Source organism: Serratia sp. B501, from assembly GCF_051172315.1.
Taxonomy (GTDB): domain Bacteria; phylum Pseudomonadota; class Gammaproteobacteria; order Enterobacterales; family Enterobacteriaceae; genus Serratia; species Serratia ureilytica.
The window spans coordinates 335,624-362,260 of the sequence record NZ_JBPIZB010000003.1 but is presented as its reverse complement, the minus strand read 5'-3'; the positions used below and the strand labels follow the sequence as shown (position 1 = coordinate 362,260).

22 protein-coding genes are annotated in these 26,637 nt (G+C 60.4%); 7 read left to right on the top strand and 15 right to left on the bottom strand.

The features are described 5' to 3' along the window. Window positions 1–16: 16 nt before the first annotated feature. A complete protein-coding gene (locus tag ACSBQV_RS12260) occupies window positions 17–1,213 on the top strand; it encodes a Bcr/CflA family multidrug efflux MFS transporter (RefSeq protein ID WP_099784187.1) in 1,197 nt (398 codons plus the stop codon). Window positions 1,214–1,808: 595 nt separating this feature from the next. Next, window positions 1,809–2,153: a YejG family protein gene (locus ACSBQV_RS12255; protein ID WP_004935763.1), complete on the top strand. Its 345-nt coding sequence runs from the start codon at window positions 1,809–1,811 to the stop codon at window positions 2,151–2,153. 8 nt (window positions 2,154–2,161) lie between these two features. On the opposite strand, the gene yejF is transcribed toward ACSBQV_RS12255, so the two are convergent. The 8 genes from yejF to ACSBQV_RS12215 form a co-directional block, all read right to left on the bottom strand. Then, complete coding sequence (gene yejF / locus ACSBQV_RS12250; RefSeq protein WP_033643820.1) at window positions 2,162–3,772, bottom strand: microcin C ABC transporter ATP-binding protein YejF; 1,611 nt, start codon at window positions 3,770–3,772, stop codon at window positions 2,162–2,164. Window position 3,773: 1 nt separating this feature from the next. Beyond that, window positions 3,774–4,799 carry an ABC transporter permease gene (locus ACSBQV_RS12245; protein ID WP_042785062.1) on the bottom strand — a complete coding sequence of 342 codons (1,026 nt, stop codon included), beginning with the start codon at window positions 4,797–4,799 and terminating at the stop codon, window positions 3,774–3,776. Then, window positions 4,796–5,890 carry a microcin C ABC transporter permease YejB gene (locus ACSBQV_RS12240; RefSeq protein ID WP_099784185.1) on the bottom strand — a complete coding sequence of 365 codons (1,095 nt, stop codon included), beginning with the start codon at window positions 5,888–5,890 and terminating at the stop codon, window positions 4,796–4,798. Before ACSBQV_RS12240 ends, ACSBQV_RS12245 begins: the two co-directional genes overlap by 4 nt. A gap of 9 nt (window positions 5,891–5,899) precedes the next feature. Further along, window positions 5,900–7,711 carry an extracellular solute-binding protein gene (locus ACSBQV_RS12235; RefSeq protein ID WP_099784183.1) on the bottom strand — a complete coding sequence of 604 codons (1,812 nt, stop codon included), beginning with the start codon at window positions 7,709–7,711 and terminating at the stop codon, window positions 5,900–5,902. Window positions 7,712–7,800: 89 nt separating this feature from the next. Then, window positions 7,801–9,387, bottom strand: coding sequence for a cyclic di-GMP phosphodiesterase (locus tag ACSBQV_RS12230; protein ID WP_099784181.1), 1,587 nt, complete (start codon window positions 9,385–9,387; stop codon window positions 7,801–7,803). Window positions 9,388–9,779: 392 nt separating this feature from the next. Then, entirely contained in the window at window positions 9,780–10,355 is a 576-nt protein-coding gene (mepS, locus tag ACSBQV_RS12225) for a bifunctional murein DD-endopeptidase/murein LD-carboxypeptidase (protein WP_033643815.1), read from the bottom strand. A gap of 410 nt (window positions 10,356–10,765) precedes the next feature. After that, complete coding sequence (locus tag ACSBQV_RS12220) at window positions 10,766–11,476, bottom strand: phosphatase PAP2 family protein (protein WP_033643814.1); 711 nt, start codon at window positions 11,474–11,476, stop codon at window positions 10,766–10,768. A 77-nt stretch (window positions 11,477–11,553) separates the two neighbouring features. After that, window positions 11,554–12,528 carry a CobW family GTP-binding protein gene (locus ACSBQV_RS12215; RefSeq protein WP_099784179.1) on the bottom strand — a complete coding sequence of 325 codons (975 nt, stop codon included), beginning with the start codon at window positions 12,526–12,528 and terminating at the stop codon, window positions 11,554–11,556. A 319-nt stretch (window positions 12,529–12,847) separates the two neighbouring features. Here ACSBQV_RS12215 and ACSBQV_RS12210 point away from each other — a divergent pair, with 319 nt between their 5' ends. Further along, the gene (locus tag ACSBQV_RS12210) at window positions 12,848–13,156 is read left to right on the top strand and encodes a type 1 fimbrial protein (RefSeq protein WP_004935734.1); all 309 of its coding nucleotides are present in this window, start codon (window positions 12,848–12,850) and stop codon (window positions 13,154–13,156) included. Window positions 13,157–13,217: 61 nt separating this feature from the next. Here the strand turns inward: ACSBQV_RS12210 and ACSBQV_RS12205 are convergent, their stop codons facing one another. Beyond that, entirely contained in the window at window positions 13,218–14,690 is a 1,473-nt protein-coding gene (locus tag ACSBQV_RS12205; RefSeq protein WP_099784177.1) for a mannitol dehydrogenase family protein, read from the bottom strand. Between the two features lie 291 nt (window positions 14,691–14,981). On the opposite strand from ACSBQV_RS12205, the gene uxuA reads away from it, so the two are divergent. Beyond that, window positions 14,982–16,172 carry a mannonate dehydratase gene (gene uxuA / locus ACSBQV_RS12200; protein ID WP_069100289.1) on the top strand — a complete coding sequence of 397 codons (1,191 nt, stop codon included), beginning with the start codon at window positions 14,982–14,984 and terminating at the stop codon, window positions 16,170–16,172. Between the two features lie 42 nt (window positions 16,173–16,214). On the opposite strand, the gene yeiP is transcribed toward uxuA, so the two are convergent. Together yeiP and mtr are read right to left on the bottom strand one after the other, a co-directional pair. Next, window positions 16,215–16,787 carry an elongation factor P-like protein YeiP gene (gene yeiP, locus ACSBQV_RS12195; protein ID WP_004935725.1) on the bottom strand — a complete coding sequence of 191 codons (573 nt, stop codon included), beginning with the start codon at window positions 16,785–16,787 and terminating at the stop codon, window positions 16,215–16,217. 126 nt (window positions 16,788–16,913) lie between these two features. Further along, the gene (gene mtr / locus ACSBQV_RS12190) at window positions 16,914–18,158 is read right to left on the bottom strand and encodes a tryptophan permease (RefSeq protein ID WP_099784175.1); all 1,245 of its coding nucleotides are present in this window, start codon (window positions 18,156–18,158) and stop codon (window positions 16,914–16,916) included. 271 nt (window positions 18,159–18,429) lie between these two features. Between mtr and ACSBQV_RS12185 the strand changes: the two genes are divergently transcribed. After that, window positions 18,430–18,744, top strand: coding sequence for a YkgJ family cysteine cluster protein (locus ACSBQV_RS12185; RefSeq protein ID WP_434991450.1), 315 nt, complete (start codon window positions 18,430–18,432; stop codon window positions 18,742–18,744). On the opposite strand, the gene ACSBQV_RS12180 is transcribed toward ACSBQV_RS12185, so the two are convergent. From ACSBQV_RS12180 to ACSBQV_RS12165, 4 genes are all read right to left on the bottom strand, one after another. After that, window positions 18,648–19,856 (bottom strand): sugar efflux transporter, encoded by a 1,209-nt coding sequence (locus tag ACSBQV_RS12180; protein WP_434991449.1) that lies wholly within the window; start codon window positions 19,854–19,856, stop codon window positions 18,648–18,650. The genes ACSBQV_RS12185 and ACSBQV_RS12180 overlap by 97 nt on opposite strands. A 155-nt stretch (window positions 19,857–20,011) precedes the next feature. Continuing rightward, window positions 20,012–22,486 carry a trimethylamine-N-oxide reductase TorA gene (gene torA, locus ACSBQV_RS12175; RefSeq protein ID WP_099784171.1) on the bottom strand — a complete coding sequence of 825 codons (2,475 nt, stop codon included), beginning with the start codon at window positions 22,484–22,486 and terminating at the stop codon, window positions 20,012–20,014. 12 nt (window positions 22,487–22,498) lie between these two features. After that, window positions 22,499–23,659, bottom strand: a complete 1,161-nt coding sequence (locus tag ACSBQV_RS12170) for a NapC/NirT family cytochrome c (RefSeq protein ID WP_033652538.1) — start codon at window positions 23,657–23,659, stop codon at window positions 22,499–22,501. Between the two features lie 231 nt (window positions 23,660–23,890). Then, window positions 23,891–24,313 (bottom strand): nucleotide triphosphate diphosphatase NUDT15, encoded by a 423-nt coding sequence (locus ACSBQV_RS12165; RefSeq protein WP_033652539.1) that lies wholly within the window; start codon window positions 24,311–24,313, stop codon window positions 23,891–23,893. 247 nt (window positions 24,314–24,560) lie between these two features. Between ACSBQV_RS12165 and fruB the strand changes: the two genes are divergently transcribed. Further along, complete coding sequence (fruB, locus tag ACSBQV_RS12160; RefSeq protein WP_069100293.1) at window positions 24,561–25,694, top strand: fused PTS fructose transporter subunit IIA/HPr protein; 1,134 nt, start codon at window positions 24,561–24,563, stop codon at window positions 25,692–25,694. After that, window positions 25,691–26,632, top strand: a complete 942-nt coding sequence (gene fruK, locus ACSBQV_RS12155) for a 1-phosphofructokinase (RefSeq protein WP_015378523.1) — start codon at window positions 25,691–25,693, stop codon at window positions 26,630–26,632. The genes fruB and fruK overlap by 4 nt, the downstream gene beginning before the upstream one ends. Window positions 26,633–26,637: the final 5 nt, after the last annotated feature.

Sequence of the window (26,637 nt, the reverse complement as noted above, 5' to 3'; positions counted from 1 at the left end):
TAAGGAGTCGTGGAACGTGCAACAGAACCGAACCTCTCATCTCGGTTTGATTTTCATTCTGGGCCTGCTGTCCATGCTGATGCCGCTGGCCATCGACATGTACCTGCCCAGCATGCCGGTGATCGCTGCCCAGTTTGGCGTCGAGTCCGGCAGCGTGCAGATGACGCTCAGCGCCTATATGCTCGGCTTTGCCTTCGGGCAGCTGTTCTATGGGCCGATGTCGGACAGCGTCGGCCGCAAACCGGTGATCCTGTGGGGAACGCTGATCTTCGCCATCGCCGGTTGCGCCTGCGCCATGGCGCAGTCTATCGATCAGCTGATCGGATTACGTTTCTTGCACGGCCTGGCCGCCGCCGCCGCCAGCGTGGTGATCAACGCCTTGATGCGCGACATGTTCACCAAGGACGAGTTCTCGCGCATGATGTCGTTCGTCATTCTGGTGATGACCATTGCGCCGCTGCTGGCGCCGATGATCGGCGGGGCGCTGCTGCTTTGGTTCAACTGGCATGCCATCTTCTGGACCATGGGCGCCGCGGCGCTGATCGGTTCACTGCTGGTGGCCTTGTTCATCAAGGAAACGTTGCCGAAAGAGCGGCGACAGCGGTTCCACCTGCGCACCACGCTGGGCAATTTCGGTTCGCTGTTCCGCCACAAGCGGGTGCTGAGCTACATGCTGGCCAGCGCCTTCTCGTTCGCCGGCATGTTCTCGTTCCTCAGCGCCGGGCCGTTTGTCTACATCGAACTGAACCATGTTTCGCCGCAGCACTTCGGTTACTACTTTGCGCTGAATATCGTCTTCCTGTTCCTGACGACGCTGATCAACAGCCGCAACGTGCGGCGATTCGGCGCGGTCAAGATGTTCAAACTGGGGCTGCTGGTGCAGCTGGCGATGGGGCTGTGGCTGCTGGCGGTGAGCGCCGTCGGGCTGGGCTTTTGGGCGCTGGTGATCGGCGTAGCGGTCTATCTGGGGTGCATCGCGATGATCTCCTCCAACGCCATGGCGGTGATCCTGGATGATTTTCCGCATATGGCGGGCACCGCTTCCTCCCTGGCCGGCACGCTGCGTTTCAGCATCGGCGCGCTGGTGGGCGCGGTGCTGTCGATGGCGCCGGGCAAGAGCGCCTGGCCGATGGTCACCTCGATGGCGCTGTGCAGCATTGTGGCGGTGTTGTTCTATCTGTACGCCAGCCGGCCGCGCGATCGCGCAGCCTGACGTTCTCCAGGCTCGGGGCGAAATTGCCCCGAGCCGTCACAGGGTTGCGCCTTGCCAGTTTGCGGTGCAACCGGCAATGAAAATTTTGTTGCTAAACATATGCCTGCTAATCAATGACTCATTTACCCTTCTGTGTGCTTTTTGTTAAAAAATACCGCCGCTGAACTGCCCGATATCCTCCGGTATGCGTGGGGTTTTGCCGGCGGGTCGGTGCGAGCGGTTTGCATTAGGGTTGATGTAAATCAAGGCATTAGCAGGGGATGGCGCGCTAACGTGACGGGTGAAATGTTTCTTCAATGTAAAAATATGGCGACGAAAAAGTAGTCGCATTGCAAGAAAAAAGAGTTGAGATCGCTGCGGGAAAGGGTTACATATAACGCAAAAATGCGAGCTGAGTCGCAAAATGCCGTGAAATAACACCGCACGGCGCGCCAAAAAATGGCACGGCATCGGCAAGCACGGGGTCAGGTTAATGGCTTGCGGCAAAATTTACATTTAAATAACATTTGTGCGCGGCAGAGTCGGGAGTCAACGGCTATAACTTAGTAACCCTGTCAGGTAAAAGTGTTTCACCTTTTCAAACTAGGGATTTCATGTGGAGAGTATCCAACTTTCGGTAGTGCATCGCTTGCCGCAAAGTTATCGTTGGCTATCCGGTTTCACCGGCGTAAAGGTCGAACCGATTCCGTTTAACGGAATAGACGAGGATAACAACCTGATTGGACTGAAGCTGCTCAGCCATGAAGGGGCCGAGGCCTGGCAGGTGATGCAACAGCTTAATCTGTCGTTGCAGGAGATTCAGGTCGACTGCGCGATCGTCGAATGGGAAGGGGAACCTTGCCTGTTCGTGCAGCGCAGCGATGAGAGCGCGACGATGTGCCGCCTGAAAAACGTCGGCGCCGCGATCGCCGAACCGCTCAGCGCGCAATACCCCTTCTGAATTCGCCGCTAATCCGCCAACTGTAACAGTTGTCGGGTATAGTCGGCTGCGGGCGCCGCGAAAATCGCCCGGCAGTCTCCCTGCTCAACCACTTCTCCCTGTCGCAGCACGATCACCTGGTGGCACAGCGAACGCACCACCTGCAGGTCATGGCTGATGAACAGATAAGCCAGCCGGTGGCGTTGCTGCAGCGATTTCAGCAGCGTCAGGATCTGCGCCTGCACCGATTTATCCAGCGAAGAGGTCGGCTCGTCGAGGATCAGCAGCTGCGGCTGCAGGATCAGCGCGCGCGCGATGGCGATGCGCTGGCGCTGGCCGCCGGAAAACTCGGTGGGGTAGCGGTGGCGCAGCTGCGGATCCAGGCCGACCTCCTGCAACACCTCGATCACGCGCTGTTCCCGCTGCTCGGCGTTCAGCCGCTGGTGCACTTCCAGCCCTTCGGCGATGATCTGCTGTACGTTCAGGCGCGGGTTGAGGGCGGAATACGGATCCTGGAAGACGATTTGCATCCGGCTGCGGTAGGGCAGCATTTGTTTCATCGTCAGCGGGTGCAGCGGTTCGCCGTCGAACCAGATGGCCCCCTGCGAGGCCAGCAGACGCAATAGCGCCAGCCCGGTGGTGCTTTTACCCGATCCGGATTCCCCCACCAGCCCCACGCTTTCTCCGGCGCGCAGTTCGAAACTCAATGACTTCAACGCATAGTGATAGTCCACCGTGCGGCGCAGCAGGCCGCGCCGAATGGGGAATCGCACCTGCAGATCTTCCACCTTGAGCAGCGGCCGCTCATCGCCGGGGCGCGCGCTGGCTGCGGCCGGCAGCGGCAGCGGTTCGCCGACGTCCTCGGCGGCCAGCAGTTGCCGTGTGTAGGGATGCTGCGGCCGGCTGAACAGCTGTGCGCGGCCGTTTTGCTCCACGCAACGGCCCTGACGCATCACCGCCACGTTGTCCGCCAGACGGCGCACAATATTCAGGTTATGGGTGATGAACAGCAACCCCATGCCCATTTCTTGTTTCAATTCTTGCAACAACGTCAGGATCTGCGCCTGGATAGTCACGTCGAGCGCGGTGGTGGGTTCGTCGGCAATCAGCAATTTCGGGCGGGTTAACACCGCCATGGCGATCATCACGCGTTGGCGTTCACCGCCGGAGAGCTGATGCGGATAGTCCTGCAACCGGGTTTTGGCCTGGCGGATGCCGACGCGCTCCAGACAGTCGACGATCTCTGCGCGCGCGGCTTCGCGCCGCAGGCCGCGGTGCAGCATCAGCACTTCCGCCAGTTGCTTCTCAATGGTGTGCAGCGGATTGAGAGACACCATCGGTTCCTGAAAGATCATCGCGATCTGATTGCCGCGCACCTTGCGCAGTTCAGCCTCCGGCGCATGCAACAACGAGTTGCCGTTGAACAGAATATCGCCGCCAGGGTAAACCACCGGCGGCGCGGGCAGCAGTCGCAGTATCGACAGGGCGGTGACGCTTTTGCCGGAGCCGGATTCTCCCACCAGCGCCAGCGTTTCCGCCGGGGCTATTTGCAAAGAGAGTTCGTTGACCACCGGCGTGACGGCGTCGCCCTGGCGGAAGGCGATGCTGAGATCCTGGATGGCGAGCAGAGGTGTAGCCATATCAATGCGCCTTGCTGGGGTCAAAGGCGTCGCGTACCGCTTCGCCGATAAAGATTAATAACGACAGCAGCACTGCCAGCACCAGGAAGGCGGTGATGCCGAGCCACGGCGCCTGCAGATTGTTTTTGCCTTGCAGCAGCAGTTCGCCGAGCGACGGCGAACCGATCGGCAGACCGAAGCCGAGAAAATCGAGCGACGTCAGGGTGGTGATCGAGCCGCAGAGGATAAATGGCAGGAAGGTCAGCGTCGCCACCATGGCGTTGGGCAGCATGTGGCGGGACATGATCACGCGATCCGGCACGCCCATGGCGCGCGCGGCGCGGATATAGTCATAGTTGCGGGTGCGCAGGAACTCGGCGCGCACCACGCCCACCAGGCTCATCCAGCCGAACAGAATAGTGATGCCGAGCAGCCACCAGAAATTGGGCTGGACGATGCTCGACAGCAGAATGATCAGAAACAGCGTCGGCATGCCCGACCACACTTCGATAAAGCGTTGCCCCCACAGATCGAAACGCCCGCCGTAATACCCCTGTGTCGCGCCGACGCACACGCCGATCAGGCTGGAAAACAGCGTCAGCGCCAGGCCGAACAGCATCGAAATGCGAAAACCATACAGCACGCGGGCCAGCACGTCGCCGCCGTTGCTGTCGGTGCCCAGCAGGTTATGGCGCGAAGGCGGGGAGGGGAAGGGCACCTCGGTGGCGAAGTTGATCGTGTCGTAGCTGAAACGGATCGGCGCCCAGATCGCCCAGCCATGCCGGTCGATTTGGCGCTGGACGAACGGATCCTGATAGTCGGCTTCGGTGTTCAGTTCGCCGCCGAACGCGGTTTCGCTGTAGTTGATCATAAACGGCAGGTATAGCCGGCCTTCATAACGCACCAACAGCGGTTTGTCGTTGGCGATAAGATCGGCGGCCAGGCTGAGCGTGAACAGCGCCAGAAAGATCCACAGTGACCAGTAACCGCGGCGGTTGCGGCGAAAACGCGCCCAGCGCGCCTGATTGATTGGGCTAAGGCGGCTCATTGGCGGGCCTCGAAGTCAATGCGCGGATCGACCAGGGTATAGGTGATATCGCTGAGGATGTTCAACAGCAGGCCGATCAGGGTGAAGATATACAACGTGCCGAACATCACCGGGTAGTCGCGCTGCAGCGTGGCGTCGTAACCCAGCAGCCCCAGGCCGTTGAGCGAGAACATCACCTCAATCAGCAGCGAGCCGGTGAAAAACATGCTGATAAAGGTGGCCGGAAAACCGGCGATCACCAGCAGCATGGCGTTGCGGAACACGTGGCGGTACAGGATCTTTTTCTCGTCCAGGCCCTTGGCGCGGGCGGTGGTGACGTACTGTTTGCGGATCTCGTCGAGGAACGAGTTTTTGGTCAGCATGGTCAGGGTGGCGAAACCGCCGATCACCGTCGCCAGCACCGGCAGCGTGATGTGCCACAGATAGTCGGCGATCTTCGCCGGCCACGAGAGGGTATCGAAGTTGCTGGAGACCAGGCCGCGCAGCGGGAACCAGTCGAGATAGCTGCCGCCGGCGAACAGCACGATCAGCAGGATGGCGAACAGGAACGCCGGAATGGCGTAGCCGATAATGATCAGCGTGCTGCTCCAGGTATCGAACGCGCTGCCGTTGTGGACGGCCTTGCGGATGCCGAGCGGGATCGACACCAGATAGATGATTAGCGTGCTCCAAAGGCCCAGCGTGATGGAGACCGGCAGGCTTTGGCCGATCAGTTGCATCACCGAAGCGCCGCGAAACAGGCTGTCGCCGAAGTCAAAACGCATGTAGTTCCACAGCATGGTGAAATAGCGTTCGTGCAGCGGTTTATCGAAGCCATAACGCTGGGTGATCTCGGCGATCACCTCCGGATCCAGGCCGCGCGAGCCGCGGTATTGCCCTTCGGTCGCGGCCGGGACGCCGGCTCTGGCGTGCCCCAGGCCTTCATTGATCCCGCCGCTGCCGAAACCGCTGCCCTGACCCAGTTCGATGGCGGCGATGGCCTGATCGACCGGGCCGCCGGGGGCGATTTGCACGATAAAAAAGTTGATGGTGATGATCGCCCACAACGTGGGGATCACCAGCAACAGTCTGCGTATCAGATAGGCTGCCATGCCGACTCCTTATTGCCGTTGAGCCGGCAAGCGCGCCGCCTTGTTGACGTCGTACCACCAGTTGTCGAAGCCGATGGCGTAGGCCGGGCGGATCGGCGGCGTGGAGAACTTGTCCCAATAGGCGTAGCGGTCGTGGTTGGAGTACCACATCGGCAGCATGTAGCGGTTCCAGGTCAACACCCGATCCAACGCGCGGCCGAGCGGCAGCAGCGCTTTTTCGTCTCCCTGATGCTCAGCGATTTGCCTGACCAGGCTGTCGACCGCCGGGTCTTTGACGCCGGGGGTGTTATAGCTGGAGTTGATGTACTCCGAATCCCAAATGATGCGTAAATTGGCGGTGGGGAACGGCATCGCCATGTACACCGTCGGCATCATATCGAAGTCGCGTTCGCGCATGCGGCGCGTATATTGCGAGGCGTCGATCTCGCGGATTGCCATATCGATGCCCAACCGCTGCAGGTTGTGGCGGAACGGCAACACGTACTGGAAGTTGCTGCCGCTCAGCAGCATCAGCTCAAAGGCGAACGGCTGGCCGGTTTTGGCGTTGACCAACTTTTGATTTTTGACCACCCAACCGGCCTCTTTCAACAGTTGGGTCGCCTTCAGCAGATTTTGCCGATCGTTGCCGCTGCCGTCGGAGGCGGGCGGTTGATAGATGCTGGTGAAAACCTCAGGCGGCACCTGGCCTTTGAGCGGCGCCAGCAGCGCCAGTTCGGCGGCGTCCGGATAGCCGCGGGCGGCGTAGGCGGTGTTTTGGAAATAGCTGTCGGCGCGTTGATAGGCGTTGTAATACAGCGCCTTGTTCATCCAGTTAAAGTCGAAAGCCAGGGTGATCGCCTCGCGCACGCGCGGGTCGGCAAACAGCGGTTTTTGGATGTTGAACGCCAGCCAGCGGGTGTTTTGCGCCGCCTGGTTGGTCTCGTCCTGTTTGATGATGTAGTTGCGCGCGAAGTTGCCGCCCTGATACTGAGTGGCCCAGCTCTTGGGCGACGGCTCGATGCGGAAATCGTAAGCGCCGGCCTTGAACGCTTCCAGCGCCACTTTATCGTCCAGATAATAATCGTAGCGAATGCTGTCGAAGTTATAGCGGCCGCGGTTCACCGGCAGGTTGGCGGCCCAGTAGTCGCGCACCCGTTGATAGGTGATGTACTGGCCGAGGCGATAATCGCCGATTTTATACGGGCCGCTGGCCAGCGGCGGCGTGTTGAGCGGCTCGTTGAGCTTATGGTTTTGCCAAAAGGCGGCCGGGAGAATAGGCAGGCTGCCGAATAACGACAGCATCGCTTCTTTGTTCGGCTGCGGGAATTCAATGCGCACCGTCAACCGAGAGATGGCTTTGACCGTGACGCCTTTGTAGTAGGAGCGAAACTGCGGCACGCCCTCGGCCATGAATTTGCTGAAGGTGAAGGCCACGTCGGCGGCGGTGATCGGGCTGCCGTCGTGGAAACGCGCGCGGGCGTTGATATCCACTTCCACCCAACGCATGTCGGCCGGGAAGCGCGCCGATTCGGCAATCAGCGGATAAAAGCTGCCGGGTTCGTCGTCGGACGTTGCGAACAGCGTGTCGTAAAGTTGATCCGAGCGCTCGCCGGGCACGCCCCGAGTAGCGAAGCGGTTGAAGTTATCGTAGGTGCCGATGGCCGCCAGGCGCACGTCGCCGCCCTTGGGCGCCGCCGGATTGACGTAGTCGAAATGGCTGAAGTCGGCGGCGTATTTCGGTTCACCGAGAAGGGCGAAAGCGTAGCTTTCGTTGAGGGCTTCGGCCTGCGAGGCGAAGCTCAGTGCCGAGAGCACCAGAGCAGCGAAAATGCGCACGGACATCAGACGGTAAGCTCCTGCTGTGGAATAAAGTACAACCGGCGCCCAGCATATCATTCTTCGGGCGGGCGCAGGGTAAAGATGCTTAAAGATTAACTATTTTTTTCCTGATAATCAAAGACCTGATGAGCGTTGCAGTAAGCGACGAAATTAGCGATGCTAAGCGGCTTGCTGAAGTAATAGCCCTGCATGAAGTTAACGCCGCGTTCTTGCAGGAACTGCATCTGCTCGGCGGTTTCCACGCCTTCGGCCACCGTCAGCATTTTCAGCTTTTTCGCCAGTGAGATCACCGCATCCAGCACCGGCGCGGTGACCGTGTCCTGGCCGATGGTATTGACGAAGCCGCGATCGATCTTCAGGTAATCCATGGTGAAACGCTCAAGATAGATCAACGCGCTGTGGCCGGTGCCAAAATCGTCCACCGCGATCTCGATGCCCTGTTTATGCAGCCAGTCGAACTCCGCCAGCGCGCTCTCTTCTTCCACCATGCCGCGTTCGGTGATTTCAAACACCAGCGTAAAGTAATCGCCCGGCAGCTGCGCCAACAGTTCATACACGTCCTGATGGAATGACGGCGCGCTAAGGTGGGCGGGGGAAATATTGAGGCCGACCTTGCCTCCCCGCGGCAGCGCCTTGGCGAGCTGCGGCGCATCTTCGGCAATCAGCCGGAACAGATGGCGGGTGAGCGGCACGATCAGCCCGTTGCTTTCGGCGTAGGGGATAAAGACATCCGGGGGAATGCGCCCCTCGATAGGGTGTTGCCAGCGGATCAACGCTTCCAGCCCGCCGATGCTGTTGCTGCCGGTATGGAACACCGGCTGATATTCGATGAAGAACTCGTTGCGCTTGATGCCGCGCAGCAGCGCGCGCTCCGGGCTTTGCCGCAACAGCAGCATGTAGTAGCAGAGCACGCCGACCATCAGCGACAGCACCAGGCTGCCCAGCAGCGTCAGGCGAATATCGTTGGGCGTCAGTTTCTCGTTGTAAAACAGGATGCTCAGCGGCAGATTGGGCAGCGTCAGGGTATCCGCCTTGCCTTTCGGCAGCTGATCGACCGGCATCAGGTTCGGGCTGAAAGTGGTCAGGGCGCGGTTGCCCATCACGATGGCGATACCCGGCGCTTGTTCGTCATGCGAGGTGAACAGCAGGTAGGGCATCAGATCGATATCCAGCGTGGCGAGAATGCCGGTGGCCCGATCGCCGGGATACCGCAGCCAAACCGCAACCGCCGGTTTGTTCGGCACGATCGGCGTACCCTGCTGCAGCTTCAGATCCAGAGGCAGGCTCCAGTCGATGTCCTGATAAAGGTTTCTCATTGGCAACATCATGTCGCCGGTGGCGGAAGAGCAATAGGCGTAGCCATCCTTCACCAGCAGGAAGGTGCGCACGCCGCTGGTAAAGGCCGCCTGATAGGTAATGTCCGACTGGCTGGAGAGGCAAGGCTTGTCCAGCAGCGGCATCATTTGTTGCATCACGGCCGTCAGGTGCGAGATATAACCCAGCGCGAACTTCTGCGTACGCGCTTCGACTTTATGTTGATATTGCGTGCGCTGGTGGCTGATCAAAGAAAGCGTGACTGCGGTAAATAGCGTAAAAAATAGCAGGGCGGCGGCGACGCTTTTGGCCAGACTGCGCTGTCGGTGCGACACGCTGCGAGAGAACGCCCTTTTCAAGCCCATAACCGAGACCTCTGCAACGGGGCGTCAGGCGTGTCGCGCAGCCATTTAATGGATTGTGCCAACGGCTTTTTTTTCATTTTTTGCCTTTTATCCCGTACCCAACCGGCGACGCCGTTTAAATACAAGGCGTCGTCGACAGAAATATAATGCACCTATTAAGCGGAAACGTTTTAAATAACGCCGGGCGCGCCGTTGCCGTCATCTGACGATAATAGGCGAGTTTTTCCTCGAAGGCGCGATTTCCGGCCGGCAGTTTATCAAAATAATGGTGTGAGGTGACGATAAGGCCTGGCTCAGCCCCGGTGACTCTCGTTCGACAGCCAAAAAAAACGCCGCCCGTAGGCGGCGTTTATCGCTCGTTTGGTATTCAGGATCTTCAGGGCGTTGCGCCGTCAGCCGTTGGTCAACACTCGGCGCGCTTCTCGATAACGTTTATTCCAATAGTTATCGGTCAGCTTGGAAATCATGACGCCACTGCTGGTAGAAGCGTGAACGAACTGATCGTTGCCTAAATAGATGCCGACATGGCGCCCGGTAGAACCGGCGCGGAACAGCACCAAATCGCCGGCGCGCAGTTTGGTGCGCTGGATTTTCTTACCGAGATCTTCCTGTTCGTAGGTAGAACGCGGTAAATCCATGCCGAACTGTTCGCGGAAGGTGCGCTGTACAAACGCCGAGCAATCGATGCCGCGCTTGGTGTCACCGCCTAAACGGTAGCGAACGCCTTTCCAGTCCGCGTACTGATCCATAATCTTTGACTTGACGTCAACGTTGCGGACCATCGCTTCGAATTCATCCTGAGAGGCTTGCAGTAAAAGACCGTCTTTGTCATTAACTGCACGCATCTCAGTTTGTGCGTTACTCAAGTTCGAAGTGTGAGTCGAGCTGCACGCTGACAGCATAACCGCAGCGGCAATTGCAGGGACTACCCGCAAAAAATATCTCAGAAACGGTTGAGATTTGACCATTGTTGTTGTTTTCCCTTGAAGTCCTTAACGACGAAAGTCGCTACCTGAAAAATGCCAAACGAAACGAGCCTAGTCCGCACCTGTTGCATCGACAATCAGTTACCGTTGAAAACGTGCGGGAACGCACATTTTTATCGGATTCCGTACTGATTCGACTTAAACCAGGCACAAACGCATCTGAGATTACCGGAACAAATAGGGGATTGCGAGTCTTTTTCCGGTCTTTTTTATATGAATTTGTGATGTAACATAATGTAAATCTTCATATAAAAAACGCCAATTGTCCGATGTATGAATCTGGCGTGAAATCAGGTTGCAAAAGCGTTAACGGGGGGCGGAGAAATGTTGCGCATCGCGAGGGGATAAAACGCGGGAGGCGGGCGCCTCCCGGAATGACTCATAGACGTAAGTTATGGTTGGCCGGGGCGGTGCTTGCCGGGCAACAGGCGATTCAACCGTTCGATAATCCAGTCGCTGCAAGGCGTCATCAGCACCCAACTGGCGCCAACCAAGACCACGGACAGCGAGCCTACGGCGATATCGGTAAACCAGTGGGCGCCAATCATCACGCGCGGCAATGAAAAGATCAGCGTAATCAGCAGGGCGACGGCAAAGGCGCCGCGGCCGAAATAGCGCAGCATAAAGCAGGAAAAAATAATCAGCATCATGCCGTGGTCGCCGGGGAAGCTGTCGCCGGAGGCGTCCTTGGTGGGGATGCCGGTCAAGGCGCTGACGCGATTGATATTGTCGAAGGTCAGGGTGGGGCTCGGATGCTTCACCGGCAGCAGGTGGCCAAGCTGATTCAGCACCACGGCGGTCAGCAGCATCACCACGCCGGTGATCACCAGACGGCGGCGGCCGGCGGCGTCCTGCTTCAGGTAGAAGTACAAATACAGCAGGCCCATGGCGAGCAGCGAAATCACATCGAACGCGCGGTTGTTGGTGATGGCCACCAGGTGCAAAAATGCCGGGTCGGTGGCCAGATGGCGGTTAAAGAAGAAGAAGATCGCCGAATCCAGGGTAAACCAGCCGCCGTGATTGGCCGGCAGGAACCAGGACAGAAACAGCGCAACGCCCAGTAAGTTGAAGAAGAGAATGAAGGGTAAATTGCGGCGTGTCATGACATAAACCTGTTGGAAAAATGAAAACGAAACAAAACCGGCCGCCCTGCGGCAACCGGGGGGCAACGGTACGGGGTTTAACTTAAACGAATCTTAAACAAGGCGGATTGCAGGGCGTTCCAGTCGGCATTTTCGCTGTGGATCAGTTCAACCCGGCTGTCGAGCGGCGCGTTCGGGCGGGTTTCGATGTTGAGATCCTGGCCCTGGCGATTGATCAGCAACGTGCCTTCGGGGATGCGCACCACGCCTTTGGCACGTTCGACCGGCGCCAGCCGCACCCATTCCATAAAGCCGACGGTGTCGAACCGGGTGTCGCCATCAAAAATCCAGCCGCAGCTGGTGAAGCCTTGCCCTTCGTTCAGCGCTCGCCGCCAACGCGCGTTCTCCGGCAGCCGCAACGCCGCCAGTCCTTGCGTTTTCGCCTGACCATGATGATGTCGTGCGTCCGGCAATTCTGTACGATTTGTGCGAGGAAGTGACAACAACGCGACATCCGCCTCGCCTTGCGCGATGGCGTAGCAGGGCCGCTGCAGCGGATCTTGCGCCGTCCAGGTTTCCAGCGCCCGTCTGTCTTCCGGCCGATAGGTATCGCTTTTGCTGGCCAGGATAACGTCGGCCGCGGCCAGCTGATCGCGGAAGTTTTCGTTGTCGCGGTAGCGGGGCTGACTGAGTTGACGGGCATCCAGCAGGCACAGCGTGGCCTGCAGATCGATCCAGCCGGCATAGCTCTCCTGGGTCAGCAGCGACAGGATTTGCTTCGGATGCCCGAGCCCGGTCGGCTCGATCAGCAGCCGGTCCGGTTTGGTCTGCTGCAACAGCATATTCAGACCCACCTGCATCGGCAGACCGTTGACGCAGCACATGCAGCCGCCGGGGATCTCTTTGAGCACCGCGCCGCTGTCCGCCAGCAGCGCGCCGTCGATGCCTATTTCGCCGAATTCGTTGACCAGTACCGCCCAGCGTTCATGCTCGGGCTTATGGGCCAGCAAATGGCGGATGGCGGTGGTTTTACCGCTGCCGAGGAAGCCGGTAATCAGATTGGTTTTAGTCATTAATCATTCCTGGGTGCAAAAATCAACCTGCCTAATAAATGAGCGATTCTGCGCGGTCGCGGCGGCGAGCGCGATTTAATTTGTGCTCTACCTCGCAAATTTTGCACGCCACCCTGCGCTTTTCAACCGGCAAAATCCACCTTTTTTGGCAAGAAAATTCTTAGATAAAACCCTGTATTAGATACGGTTAACTTTTGTTAGTAGCTTGTTTTTACATTGTTAATGACGCGATTAACGATCAAATCTCGTCCCTTTCCTTGCGATTATTCCGAACAAGATCCTCTATGGTTAAATTGGCTTAACTAAAAATGAGGTTGCCATGAATACCTTTCGGTTATTTTTGATCGTAGGAATGTTGTTTTCATGGACGGCAGTGAGTCAGGCAGGAGTGGCCGGCGGGGTAATTCGCTTCGTCGGCTCTATCGTTGAAAGTCCTTGCACGGTCAAGATTGCAGATTCTAAGGCGAATACGCAATGTTACCGCAACGGCCAGCATTATCAGGCCCAGCAAGCGTTGTCAGGTTTTGATACTACACGCAAAGAACTTCCGCTGAATCTTGGCACAACCGAAATGAAGTGGGTAGACCAACAGAAGAAACTTGCTGTTATGACGGTCGTTTATCGTTAAGTCGTTCCGCCATGCCGGCGTAACGTTACGTCGGCATGGTTATTCTCAGCCTGCAGGCACTTCACCGCTTCACCCACTCCTTCACCGTTTCACGCGTACCGCGATCGCGCAGTGACAAATAGGCTTGCGTCACCGCCTCGATAAACGCGGCATGCGTCGCCAGCTGTTCGCCAAACACCGATTTCAGCGCCAGGAGCGCCGTTACGCGCCGCCGATCGTCCGGAGTGGCGGCGATCGTCTGTTGCAGGACATCTGCCAGCGGATCGCGAATGTCGATGGGCTGGCCGGCGTCATCGACACCGCCGACGTACCGCATCCAGCCCGCCACGCCCAGCGCCAGCCCGCTATAGTCGCCGCCGTGCCGCAGATGCCAGCGCACGGCGTCCAGCAGGCGCTGCGGCAGCTTTTGCGTGCCGTCCATGGCGATCTGCCAGGTGAGGTGTTGCAGCGCCGGATTGCTGAAGCGCGCGATAAGCTGCGCGGCGTAGTCGGGCAGACTGATGCCGGTGACGCTCAGGGTCGGGGCCTGCTCGCACAGCATCAGCCGCTGTGCGGCGCGGCGGTAGTGCTCGTCCGCCATGCACTCGTTGATATAGCGGTAGCCGCCCAGGTAACCGAGATATGCCAGGAACGAGTGGCTGCCGTTCAGCATGCGCAGCTTCATATGCTCAAACGGCAGCACATCGCGGACCAACTGGGCGCCGGCCAGCTCCCACGCCGGGCGTCCGGCGGCGAAATTGTCTTCCACGACCCATTGAATGAAGGGCTCGCAGGCGATGGCGCATTCGTCACGCACGCCGCCCAGCGCGGCGGCGATCTCATCCAGCGTGGCCGGCGTGGCGGCCGGCACGATGCGATCGACCATGGTGCAGGGGAAGGTGGCGGCGGAGGCTATCCAGTCGGCGAGCGACGGATCCCGCGCCTGCGCCAAATCGAGCACCGCCCGGCGCAGCACGTGACCGTTCTCCGGAATATTGTCGCAGGAGAGCAGGGTGAAGGCGGGCAGCTCGCGTTCACGCCGCAGCCGCAGCGCCTCCACCAAAATGCCGGGCGCGGTCTGCGGCTGATGCGGCGCCGCCAGATCGGCGACGATCCCCGGATGCCGCCGATCCAGCCGCCCGCTGCCGGGTTCGATGCAGTAGCCCTTTTCGGTAATGGTCATCGAGACGATCGCCACCTGCGGTTCGGCCAGCTTCTCCAACACTGCGGCGATGCCCTCCAGCTTGCGGTGCACGCTCTCATGCACTGCGCCGATCACCAGGGCCTGATGGCCGTCCGCGCCTTTCTCCAGCACGCTGTATAAATGATCCTGTTGCCGCAGCGCCTGAAACAGCGGCACGCCGCCGGACAGGCTGATCTCGCAAATGCCCCAGTCGCCGCCCTGGGCGTTCAACACCCGATCGGTCAGCAGCGCCTGATGCGCACGGTGGAACGCGCCGAAACCCAGGTGCACGATGCGGCTGCGCAGGGCCCGGCGATCATAATTCGGTTGCCGGACGGCGCCCGGCAGCGGGGTGTTGGCGATCGTATTCATCTCATCTCCAAAGCGAGTAGACAGCTGGCGGGCCACTTGCGTCAAGTTAGCGGACCAGTTTGCCGACGCATGGGCAGCGGGGCGCCAGCGATAAAAACTGCCACCAGTCTAAAGTTGTCGGCAGGTTAAGGGAATTGGTCAGGCCAAAATAAGCCAGAATCGTGAAGCGGATCAACCAATGAACGGTTCAATTTTGACAGTGCGCGGCGAAAGAGTAAGTTAAAGCTAGCTGATATCTAAATTAAACTGGTATAACAACATCGCGATGCGAGACAGGCATAAGGACACAACATGGAACAAACATGGCGTTGGTATGGCCCGAACGATCCGGTCTCTTTGGATGACGTGCGTCAGGCAGGGGCGACCGGGGTGGTCACGGCGCTGCACCATATTGCGAACGGCGAAGTCTGGCCGATCGACGAGATCCGCGCGCGGCAGGCGCTGCTGGCGGAAAAAGGGCTGGTGTGGTCGGTGGTGGAGAGCGTGCCGGTACATGAAGAGATCAAAACCCACAGCGGCGATTGGCGGCGGCATATCGCCAACTATCAACAGACGCTGCGCAACCTCGCGGCCTGCGGCATCGACACCGTCTGCTACAACTTCATGCCGATCCTCGACTGGACGCGCACCGATCTGGCCTATTCGCTGCCGGACGGTGCCAAAGCGCTGCGTTTCGATCAAATCGCCTTCGCCGCGTTCGAGCTGCATATCCTGCAACGCGCCGGCGCCGAGGCGGACTATACGGCGCAAGAGCGCAGTCAGGCGGCGGCCTATTTCGCCGCCATGAGCGAGGAGGAGAAAGCCACGCTGACGGGCAATATCATCGCCGGGCTGCCGGGGGCGGAAGAAGGCTATACGTTGGAGCAGTTCCGCCGCCGCCTGGCGGAATACGACGGCATCGACAAGGCGCAGCTGCGCGAAAACATGGCGGTCTTTCTGCGCGCCATCGTGCCGGTGGCGGAAGAGGCCGGCATCCGGCTGGCGGTGCATCCCGACGATCCGCCGCGGCCGATCCTCGGCCTGCCGCGCATCGTCTCCACGATCGAAGACATGCAGTGGCTGAAGCAGACCGTCGACAGCATTCATAACGGCTTCACCCTATGCACCGGTTCCTACGGCGTGCGCGCCGACAACGATCTGGTGCGGATGATTGAAACCTTCGGCGATCGCATTCACTTTACCCACTTACGCGCCACCTGCCGCGAGGAAAACCCGAAAAGCTTCCACGAGGGGGCGCATCTGCAGGGCGATGTGGACATGGTGGCGGTGATCGAAGCGATCCTGACCGAAGAACTGCGTCGGCAGCGGGCGGGCGATCGGCGGCCGATCCCGATGCGCCCCGATCATGGGCATCAGATGCTGGACGATTTGAAAAAGAAAACCAATCCGGGCTATTCGGCCATCGGGCGGTTGAAAGGGCTGGCGGAGCTGCGCGGCGTCGAGCTGGCGCTCAAGCGGCGCTTTTTCCCGGAATTGCCGTAGCGGAAAATGAAACGGGGCCGAGTATCGGCCCCGCTGGCGCGACTAGTCGGCGCGGCTCATGTAGCGGCGTTCGGCGATATGAATGCGGATCTTGTCGCCGGCGCTGAGGTATTCCGGCACATGGATCACCAGACCGGTCGCCATGGTGGCCGGTTTGTTGCGGGCGCTGGCGGAAGCGCCTTTGATGCCCGGCGCGGTCTCGACGATTTCCATATCCACGGTCTGCGGCAGCTCCAGCGCCAGCACCTGGCCGTCCAACGTCAGCACCTGCATGCCCGGCAGGCCGCCTTCCGGAATGAACAGCAGTTCGTCTTCGATCTGGTCTTTCTTGAAGATGTACGGCGTGTAATCTTCGTCATCCATAAACACGTATTCTTCGCCGTCGATATAGGAGAAGTTCACCTTGCGGCGCGACAGGGAAATGGTGTCCAGGATATCGTCGCCCTTGAAGCGTTCTTCCACTTTCAGGCCGGTGCGCACGTCGGAGAAGCGCATTTTGTACAGGGTGCTGGCGCCGCGGGCGCTCGGGCTCTGCACGTCGATATCTTTTACCAGCAGCAGCTTGCCGTTGTAGCTGATCGCCATGCCGCGTTTAATTTCGTTAGCTCTTGCCATTTCAATTCATCCGCAATGAAGAGTATTAGAGAAGTTGCGACAAGGTACTCGCGCCGCCGATTTCAGGCAATAGCCCGGCGCAAAAACAGTACGGGAAAGGGAGGGCGGCAGCCCTCCCGTCGGGGATTATCGGAAGACCGGCAGCAGGCCGAACAGCGACAGAATATGCGCGGCGGCGTTGATCAGTCCAAACAGGATGACGAACAGGATCACGCCGTTGCCGCCCGGTGCGCGATAACCGGCCTGCGGATAGCGGCGGCGGCTGGCGCGCGCCATCAGCGCCGGCACGATCACCGCCCAGATGGTGGCCGCCAGCCCGGCGAAGCCGATGGCGTACAGGAAACCGTTCGGGAACAGCAGCGCGGCCAGGGTCGGCGGCACAAAGGTCACCAGCGCGGTCTTGCTGCGCCCGACGGCGTCGTCCTTGAACTTGCAGAAGTCCGCCAGGTAGTCGAACAGGCCCAGCGACACGCCGAGGAACGAGCTGGCCAGCGCCATATAGGAGAAAGCGTTCAGCAGTTGGCTGACGGTCTGGTTGCTGGAGACGTTGCCCATTTGCTTGAGCAGGCTGCCGATATTGCCGCCCTCGGCGATCACCTGCTTAAAGGCGTCGCGCGCGATATTGCCCTGAATCACATACTGCCACAGGATGTAGATAGCCAATGCCAACAGGGTGCCGTACACCAGGCTGCGCACCACGGAGCCGCTGTCCTTGTGGTAGTACTTCACTAGCCCGGGAATGTTGCCGTGGTAGCCGAACGAGGTCAGCAGGTAAGGCAACGCCGCCAGGGCGTAAGGCAGATAGCTGGCCTGGTCATCGCCGGTATTGAACAGCACCGCAGGCTGCACGTGGGTGAACATGTCGCCCACCGACATCACGAAGGTGATCACCATGCCGCCGATCAGAATGGTGCTCAGGCGGTCGACCGCGCGGGTGGAGAGCCAGACGATAAACGCCACGACCAGCGCGAACACCAGGCCGGCGGTGGTCTGGCCGACGCCGACGATGCCCTCCAGCGTGTGCGCGATGATCGAACCGCCCGCGGAGATATAGGCGTAGGTCAGGATGTACAGCACGAACGCCACCGACAGGCCGTTCACGGCGTTCCAGCCTTTGCCCAGCAGATCCTTGACCATGGTGTTGAAGCTGGCGCCGCTCGGGTAGTGCAGCGTGGCTTCAAGGATCATCAGGCCGGACAGCAACATGCAGGCCCAGGTATACACCAGCAGCGCGACGGAGCCGCTGAACCAGACACCGGAAGTGACGATCGGAATGGAAAACATGCCGGCGCCTACGGCGGTACCGGCAATGATCATCGCGCCGCCGAGAACGGAAGGGCGGGCCAGCTTCTGGATAGTGTCCGTAGACATGCGTGCTCCTGATGGAAGAGGTTCTTTTGTACTAGCTCAATGGTACATGGCCGTGTGACGCATGTAAAGCGGGGTAATTGCACGCTTCACGCGTTTTTGTCTTTAAATTGCGGCTTTTTGGGCGTTTATTCGCCAGGCGGCGAATCAGGCGGGGTAAGACGGCTGTGGGACGAGTGTAAAGATCGCCAAGGCGCAGGGATTCTGCTGGCGGCCGCCGTGCGCGGCTGTTATTGTCGCGCTTCTTTTCCCCAGCCCACCAGGAGTAGCGCTGATGGACTGTCGCAGCGACTGCGGCGCCTGCTGTATCGCGCCGTCAATATCCAGCCCGATCCCCGGCATGCCGAACGGCAAGCCCGCCAATACCCGCTGCATTCATCTGGATGAACAGCTGCGCTGCGGCCTGTTTCATTCGCCGCTGCGGCCGAAGGTGTGCGGCAGCCTGCAGCCGAGCCGCGACATGTGCCACGATCATCGCGATCAGGCGCTGATTTATCTCGCCAGGCTGGAAGCGGACACCGCGCCCTTAGCGTCTTTCAACCGCGACAGACACAGCGTCGCGCCTGCCGTCATCGCCAGCGCGGCGTAAAACACCGCATGGTAGTTCCAGATTTCTGCCACCGCCCCGGCGATCGTGCCGGCGATGATCCAGCCCACCCGGATGGTGTTGGTGAACAGCGTGGTGGCCGCTCCGGCCTGACCGGGCATCAAATCCTGAAAGTAGAGCATGCCGATACCCGCCAGCACGCCGATAAACACCGCATTCAGCAACTGCAGAGCGATGAGCTGCCAGCTGCCGGTGATAAACAGCAGGCCGCAATAGAACAAAATTCCGGCGATGGCCGCCCCGCGCATCAGGGAACGTTTGCCGCAGCGTTTCGCCACCATGCCGGCGATCAGCATGATCGGGATTTCCAGCCCGGCGGCGGTGCCCATCAGCACGCCGACCAGCCGCTCCGGCAGCCGCAGTTCGTGCACCATATACAGCGGCATGTTGATCAGGTACATGCTGTTGGCGGTCCACATCAGGGTGCTGGCGCCAAACAGCAGCAGCGCGTCGCGGCGATGCTGCCGCGGTGCGGCCAGGGGCGCGTTCGTCGCCGCGGTTTTCGGCATGGAAGGCAGCCGCTTCCACACCAGCAGGCCGCATAGCACAAAGGCCGCCGCGCCAGCCAGGTACAGGGTCTTAAACCCGAATCCCAGCGCCAGCGCGAAGGCGATCGGCGGGCCTATCACCCAGGCGAGCGAGACCTGCGCGCGCATGACGGAGGTGAACATCACCGCCTCGCGCCCGGTGCGATCGGCGTGTTCGCGCGCCAGGGCGAACATTTGCGGGTTAGCGGTCGAACCGAAGCTGGTAAGCAGCACGCCGACGAGCAGCAGCAGGTAATAATTGCGGCTCCAGGCGAACAGCGTAAACCCCAGCGCACCCAGCATGCAACAGAGAAAAATCAGTGACTTGCGGTCGCCTTTTTTATCCGAGCGGCCGGCGAGAAACTGGCTGACCAGAATGCCGATCACCGCGCTGCCGGTAAAGAACAGGCCAACCAGCGCCGGCCGCACCTTGACTTCGGTTTCCAGAAACAGGCTCAGCGTCGGGGTTTGCAACGCGCCGGCAATGCCGGTCAGGAACGCCACCGCCAAAAAGGCCAGCGAAGTGAGATCGGGCGTGCGTCGCGTTACTGCGGATGAAGTCGGCATGGCGATTGAGAATTCGTCGAAAAAGGAAGGTCGCGCGCATCATACGCCCGTAGAAATGAAACGCAAACCGCTCCCTTCCGGCGAAGGGTAAAACGGCTATGTCGCGCGGCGACGAGAAAAAAGGGGCGCGTTGCGCCCCCTTGCTTGCCGATAAATCAGGCGCCTTGCGGCACCGCGTGCGCGGTATTTTTCAGCGCCGGCCCCTGATATTTCTCGATCTGCAGCTGCGCCATCTGCCCGCAGTTGCCCTGCGCCAGGCTGGAGGAGCCGATGTCGAAGGTCAGGCAGTTGACGTTGCCGTTCTTACATAGCGAGCCGGGCTGCGCCGGATCGGCCGGATCGAACCAGGCGCCTTCACTGATGCGCACCACGCCAGGCCGCACGTCTTCGCTGACCACCGCCCCCACCAGGATCTGGCCGCGATCGTTGAACGCCCGCACCAGATCGCCGCCGGTGATGCCGCGCGGCTGCGCGTCCTGCGGGTGGATCAGGATCGCTTCACGATCCGCCACCGCGTATTTCTTGCGCAGCGGCGTATTGTCGAGCTGGGAGTGCAGCCGGTTGGTCGGGTGCGCGGTATTGAGCGACAGCGGATACTTGGCCGCTTCCGGCCCGCGATACCACTCGTGCGGCGGCATCCAGGTCGGGATGCCCGGGCAATCCTCATAATGCATTTTGGCGATGGCGTCGGAGTAGATTTCGATCTTGCCCGACGGCGTGCCCAGCGGGTTCAGCAGCGGGTTGTCGCGATAATCAGCGAAGCGCACCCACTGTTTATTGGCCTCCGGCACCGGGAAACGCACGTAGTTATTGGATTGCCAGAACATGTCGAACGGCGGCAGCGCCACCCGCGCGGCGCGCGCCTGGTTTTTCATGTCGTCGTACATGCCTTTCAGCCACTGGGTTTCATCCTTGCCCTCGGTAAAGGCCTCCTGCACGCCCAGCTTGGCCGCCATCGCCGAGAAGATGTCGAAGTCGCTGCGCGACTCGTGCTGCGGCGGCACGCATTGATGCATCGGGAACACGTAGAGCTGCGAATAGTCGCCGCCCATTTCCAGATCGTTGCGCTCGTAGCTGGTGGTGGCCGGCAGGACGATATCGGCATGCTTGGCGGTGGCGGTCCAGTAAGGCTCGTTGACCACGATGGTGTCCGGCCGCTGCCAGGCTTTGACCAGGTTATTGGTGTCCTGATGCTGGTGGAAGGTGTTGCCACCCGCCACATACACCATCTTCACCTCGGGGTAGGTGACCTTGGCGCCGTTGAAGTCGATGGTTTTACCCGGATTGCTCAGGCATTCGGCGATGCGCGCTACCGGGATCGGCGCCGGCGAGTTCTTCGGCGCGTTGCCGGCGGAGATGCCGGCGATGATGCCGCCCTTGGCGGTCGGGCTGCCGCCGGACGAATAGTGGTAGCTGAAGCCGAAGCCGCCGCCCGGCAGGCCGATCTGGCCGAGCATCGCCGCCACCGTCACCAGCAGCCAGTGCTGCTGTTCGCCGTGATGCTGGCGCTGAATGCCCCAGCCGCCCATGATCATGGTGCGGTGCTTCGCCATCTCGCGCGCCAGCGCGCGCAGCGTGTCGGCATCGACGCCGCTGATGTCGGCCGCCCATTCGGCGGTTTTCGCCACGCCGTCGCTCTCGCCCAGCAGGTAGGCCTGGAACTTGTCGAAGCCGACGGTGTAGGTTTTCAGGAAGTCCGGGTTATGCAGCTTCTCGGTCAGCAGCGTGTGGGCGATGCCGATCAGCATGGCGCCGTCGGTATAAGGACGCGGGGCGATCCACTGCGCATTGACGAACTTGGCGCTGTCGCTGTGCACCGGATCGATGCTGATCACCCGGGTGCCTTTTTTCTTCAGCGCCTCGAAGCCGGTTTGGCCGACGTGATCCGGCACGTTCCAGCTGTTTTTCAGCGTGACCATCGGGTTGCAGCCCCAGAGGATCACCAGCTCGCTGTTCTCGATCACATTCGGCCAGGCGGTCTGCTGTTCGTAGACCTCCATCGAACCGACCACGTGCGACATGATCACCTGCGCCGCGCCGGTGGAGTAGTCGCCGGCGTAGCCGAGGAAACCGCCGGTCAGGTTCATCAGGCGCTGCAGCAGCGTGCGGCTGTTGTGCAGCATACCGACGCTTTTCCAGCCGTAGGAACCGGCGTAGATCGACTGCGGGCCGTGATCTTTTTGCAGGCGAACGATCTCATTGCACACCAGCTCGGTTGCTTTGTCCCAGCTGACGCGCACCCACTCGTCGCGGCCGCGCAGCTCGGTGCGGCTGCCGGGGCCGCCTTCCAGCCAGCTTTTGCGCACCATCGGGTATTTGATGCGGTTCTCGGCGTGCACCTGATAAGGCGCCATGGTGATCAGCTCATTGGGATACGGATCGTCCTGCACCGGCTGCACGCCGACCATCTTGCCGTCCTGCACGATGGCCTCGAACGCACCCCAGTGGGCACCGGTCAGGATGCCTTTCTGCGCCTGACGCAAGACGATGAACTGCGGCAGCGCTTCGCTGATGGCCTGCGCCAGCGCCGCTTTGGGCCATAATCCCGCCAGCAGCGGGGCGGCGGTCAGCGCGGCGGCGCCGGTTAGGAAGCGGCGGCGGCTCATGGTTAACGGTTTTTGGTTGCTCATTGCGCTTCTCCCTTAAAGCTTGGCCGGTGCGGCAGGTGGCATGTCGCTGGCGTGTTTTTGTACGTATTGTGTCAGCACGCGCAGCTGTTCCTGCGTCAGCGAGGTACGCGGCGCCATGCCTTTGATGACGCCGATCCATTGGTTGGCGTTGAAGCGATCGAGCGCGGTCAGCCCGTGGCAGCCGGTGCAGTTGGCCGACATCATGTCCGCGGCGTAGCGCCAGATTTTTTGCTGATCGTCGATCAGCTGCTTGCGCGGCAGCCACACCTGCAGAGAGACCTGATGCCAGACCAGGCCGGTTTCCGCATCGGTCTGGGTGGACGCTGTCTTCAGCTGTTTGCGCGCGTCTTCACCCAGCAGCACGCTGAGGATGCGCTTGCCCTGCGCGGCGTAGAACACTTCGCTGACCCCGTCCTGCTGCCAGCCGCTGACGGTGGCCAGCACCTTGTCGCCATCCTGTTTCACCACCTGCACTTCGGTGGACGGCATCAGGTTGCCGGCATTATGGCTGTCGTCTGCGCTGAGGAAGAACGGTTCGGTGGCGATGGTGTAGAGGGTGGTGGCGCCCGGTGCGGTCAGCGCAGCGGCCTTGGCCAGCTCGGCGGCGCCGGCCTGGGTTTCGCCGCTCATGTCCGGCAGGATGTGGGCCACGCCTTTATGGCAGTCGATGCAGGTTTCGCCCTGTTTGATCGCCACCGGGTGCTGCAGGCGCGCTTCGGGACGCTGGGCGGTGATGTCCATGGCGTCGTAGCTGTGGCAGGAGCGGCAGGTGGCCGAGTCGTTCTCTTTCAGCGTCTTCCAGACCGACTGCGCCATCGCCAGCTTGTGCGCTTCATATTTTTCCGGCGTATCGATGGTGCCGACCATCTCGCCGTAGATGTCTTTTACCGCGCGGATCTTGGTCCACAGGTAATCGATCGGCTGGTGCGGCACGTGGCAGTCGGCGCACTCGGCGCGGATGCCCTTGGTGTTTTGGAAGTGGACGCTGCCCTGATATTCGGCCAGCGGTTGTTGCATGGTGTGGCAGGAAACGCAGAAGGCGGTATCGCTGGTTTTATGGAATACGGTGGCGGTCCCGGCCAACAGCGCCGCGCCGAGGATAATCCCCAGCAGCAAAAGCCATAGCCATCCCCACCGGCGCTTTTTTTCAAAGCCAGTCAGTTTTTTGCTCATGGTAAACCCGCTTATAATTATGAATTTAAAATAAAATCTTGCCAAAAGGCCGCCGACCGGAGGTCAGAATGCCACGTCGATTGCAGGGGTAATGATAGAAGAGGGTTAACCCCATGGGGTTATCCGTAGTCAAAAAAATGGCGTATATCGCAAAAAATAGCGTTATATTCTATTTTATATAACGATGAGCTGTGAGGCAGGCAACGCGAACGCCGCGCGCTCGCGAAGGGCTCAGGCCGTTGGCAAGTAGGTTTGGCCGCTCAGCCACAGGCGGATCGCCGTGCGGCTGGCTTCGAAATGGGGTTCCGGCAGAGAGTCTGGCGCGCACCAGCGCCATTCGGCGCATTTTTCGGGTTCTTTCAGCTCGGCTTCGCCGCCGGGATGCGCCACCTGCAGACAGATGGACACCGTGTGTTTGCCTTCGGCGCGCCAGGTTTGCAGATTGTTGCTGACGCCAACGAAGCGCGGCGGATCGATGATCAACCCGGTTTCTTCGGCAATTTCGCGCTGGGCGCACTGCTCGAAGGTTTCACCGGCATCCAGATGCCCGCCGGGGATCGACCAAAAGGGCGCGTGGGAGCCGCAGCGTTTGCCCAGCAAAATCTCGCCTTGCGGGTTCACGATGATCACCCCGACGCCCGTCACTACATTCATGCTTTTCTCCGTCAGCAAAGTTTCAGCACAGTATGTCATTTTGCCCCGGCGCTGACCAATGCGCCGATGAAAGTGTGCGTAAGCTCAAAAATCTGCAATGGCGAAAGGGAGAAAGCTTGCTTTCATCTTGCGCTGCTTACACACTCCTTGAAACGTTTCAGCGTTATCCGACCGCTTGTGGGCAGCGGGTAACGCTCCTTTTTCTCAATGAAGCTGAAACGATTCAATTCAGCAGGAGAGGAGAATCATGTTCCAGTTGTCACCGCAAGACATTCATCTGGGCGCCGCTGCCGCCGATAAGCAGGAGGCCATCCGTCAGGTGGCCGCCGCGCTGACCGAAGCCGGCTGCGTCAGCGCCGGTTATGTGGACGGCATGCTGCAGCGCGAACTGCAGACGTCCACCTACCTGGGCAACGGCATCGCCATTCCGCACGGCACCACCGATACCCGCGATCTGGTGTTGAAAACCGGTGTGCAGGTGTTCCAGTTCCCGCAGGGCATCGCGTGGGGGGAAGGCCAGACCGCCTATGTGGCGATCGGCATCGCCGCCCGTTCCGACGAGCATTTGGCGCTGCTGCGTCAGCTCACCCACGTGCTGAGCGATGACAGCGTGGCGGAGCGGCTGGCGAAAACCACCTCCGCGGAAGAGCTGCGCAGCCTGTTGATGGGCGAACGGCAGAGCGCCGAATTCCAGTTCGACGTTTCGCTGATTGCGCTCGACGTCGCCGCCGACAGCCTGATGACGCTGCAGGCGCTGAACGCCGGCCGTCTGCAAAAAATCGGGGCGGTCAACGCGCAGTTCGTCAGCGATGCCATCACCCGCAAGCCGCTGAATCTGGGGCAGGGCATTTGGCTCAGCGACAGCGTTGAAGGCAACCTGGCCAGCGCGGCCACCGTCAGCCGCCCGGCGCAGGCTTTCGTGGAAGACGGCGAGCCGGTGGCGCTGCTGCTGACGGTGTCGGTCGCCGACGCGCAGCCGCTGGCGGTGCTCAACTACCTCAGCGATCTGCTGCTGGCCAACAAAGCTGAACGCTTGCTGAAGGCGGATGCCGCCGGCGTGCTGGCGCTGCTGACCAGCGACGTGGCGGAAGAGAGCAGCGTGCTGAGCGCCGAGTTCGTGATCCGCAACGAGCACGGTCTGCACGCGCGGCCGGGCACGGCGCTGGTCAACGTGATCAAAAGTTTCAACAGTGACATCACCGTCACCAACCTGGACGGCAGCGGCAAGCCGGCCAACGGGCGCAGCCTGATGAAGGTGGTGGCGTTGGGCGTGAAGAAAGGGCATCACCTGCGCTTTACCGCCAATGGAGAAGATGCTGAAGCCGCGCTGAAGGCGATCGGCGAAGCGATTAATGAAGGACTGGGTGAGGGCGCAGCATGAGCAGAAGAGTAGCAACAATCACCCTGAACCCGGCGTACGATCTGGTGGGTTTCTGCCCGCAGATTGAACGCGGGGAAGTCAACCGGGTAAAAACCGCCGGCCTGCACGCCGCCGGTAAGGGCATCAACGTCGCCAAGGTGTTGAAAGATTTAGGCATCGACGTCACCGTCGGCGGCTTCCTGGGCAAAGATAATCAGGACGGTTTCCAGCTGCTGTTCAGCGATCTGGGGATCGCCAACCGCTTTCAGGTGGTGCCGGGGCGCACCCGCATCAACGTCAAGCTGACGGAAAAAGACGGCGAAGTGACCGATTTCAACTTCTCCGGCTTCGAAGTGACGCCGCAGGACTGGGATCGCTTCGTCAGCGACTCGCTGAGCTGGCTGGGCCAGTTTGACATGGTGGCGGTGAGCGGCAGCCTGCCGGCCGGCGTCGATCCCGACGCGTTTACCGACTGGATGACCCAACTGCGCGCCAAGTGCCCGTGCATCATTTTCGACAGCAGCCGCGAAGCGCTGGTCGCCGGGTTGAAGGCCTCGCCGTGGCTGGTCAAACCGAACCGCCGCGAGCTGGAAATCTGGGCCGGTCGCCCGCTGCCGACGCTGGCGGACGTGGTCGAGGCCGCGCATGCGCTGCGCGAACAGGGCATCGCCCACGTGGTCATCTCCCTCGGCGCGGAAGGCGCGCTGTGGGTTAACGCATCCGGCGCCTGGATCGCCAAACCGCCGTCCTGTGAGGTGGTCAGCACCGTGGGCGCCGGCGATTCGATGGTCGGCGGCCTGATTTATGGCCTGCTGATGCGCGAATCCAGCGAACACACCCTGCGTCTGGCCACGGCGGTAGCGGCGCTGGCGGTCAGCCAGAGCAACGTCGGCGTGACCGATCGTCCCCAGTTGGCCGCGATGATGGCGCGCGTCGATCTGAAACCTTTCAATCAATAGCAGGA

Bases quoted from the DNA above. Each gene is read 5' to 3' on its own strand.
- yejF (WP_033643820.1), bottom strand. From the start codon at position 3,772: ATGGCTACACCTCTGCTCGCCATCCAGGATCTCAGCATCGCCTTCCGC.
- ACSBQV_RS12245 (WP_042785062.1), bottom strand. From the start codon at position 4,799: ATGAGCCGCCTTAGCCCAATCAATCAGGCGCGCTGGGCGCGTTTTCGC.
- ACSBQV_RS12240 (WP_099784185.1), bottom strand. From the start codon at position 5,890: ATGGCAGCCTATCTGATACGCAGACTGTTGCTGGTGATCCCCACGTTG.
- ACSBQV_RS12235 (WP_099784183.1), bottom strand. From the start codon at position 7,711: ATGTCCGTGCGCATTTTCGCTGCTCTGGTGCTCTCGGCACTGAGCTTC.
- ACSBQV_RS12230 (WP_099784181.1), bottom strand. From the start codon at position 9,387: ATGGGCTTGAAAAGGGCGTTCTCTCGCAGCGTGTCGCACCGACAGCGC.
- mepS (WP_033643815.1), bottom strand. From the start codon at position 10,355: ATGGTCAAATCTCAACCGTTTCTGAGATATTTTTTGCGGGTAGTCCCT.
- ACSBQV_RS12220 (WP_033643814.1), bottom strand. From the start codon at position 11,476: ATGACACGCCGCAATTTACCCTTCATTCTCTTCTTCAACTTACTGGGC.
- ACSBQV_RS12215 (WP_099784179.1), bottom strand. From the start codon at position 12,528: ATGACTAAAACCAATCTGATTACCGGCTTCCTCGGCAGCGGTAAAACC.
- ACSBQV_RS12210 (WP_004935734.1), top strand. From the start codon at position 12,848: ATGAATACCTTTCGGTTATTTTTGATCGTAGGAATGTTGTTTTCATGG.
- ACSBQV_RS12205 (WP_099784177.1), bottom strand. From the start codon at position 14,690: ATGAATACGATCGCCAACACCCCGCTGCCGGGCGCCGTCCGGCAACCG.
- uxuA (WP_069100289.1), top strand. From the start codon at position 14,982: ATGGAACAAACATGGCGTTGGTATGGCCCGAACGATCCGGTCTCTTTG.
- yeiP (WP_004935725.1), bottom strand. From the start codon at position 16,787: ATGGCAAGAGCTAACGAAATTAAACGCGGCATGGCGATCAGCTACAAC.
- mtr (WP_099784175.1), bottom strand. From the start codon at position 18,158: ATGTCTACGGACACTATCCAGAAGCTGGCCCGCCCTTCCGTTCTCGGC.
- ACSBQV_RS12185 (WP_434991450.1), top strand. From the start codon at position 18,430: ATGGACTGTCGCAGCGACTGCGGCGCCTGCTGTATCGCGCCGTCAATA.
- ACSBQV_RS12180 (WP_434991449.1), bottom strand. From the start codon at position 19,856: ATGCCGACTTCATCCGCAGTAACGCGACGCACGCCCGATCTCACTTCG.
- torA (WP_099784171.1), bottom strand. From the start codon at position 22,486: ATGAGCAACCAAAAACCGTTAACCATGAGCCGCCGCCGCTTCCTAACC.
- ACSBQV_RS12170 (WP_033652538.1), bottom strand. From the start codon at position 23,659: ATGAGCAAAAAACTGACTGGCTTTGAAAAAAAGCGCCGGTGGGGATGG.
- ACSBQV_RS12165 (WP_033652539.1), bottom strand. From the start codon at position 24,313: ATGAATGTAGTGACGGGCGTCGGGGTGATCATCGTGAACCCGCAAGGC.
- fruB (WP_069100293.1), top strand. From the start codon at position 24,561: ATGTTCCAGTTGTCACCGCAAGACATTCATCTGGGCGCCGCTGCCGCC.
- fruK (WP_015378523.1), top strand. From the start codon at position 25,691: ATGAGCAGAAGAGTAGCAACAATCACCCTGAACCCGGCGTACGATCTG.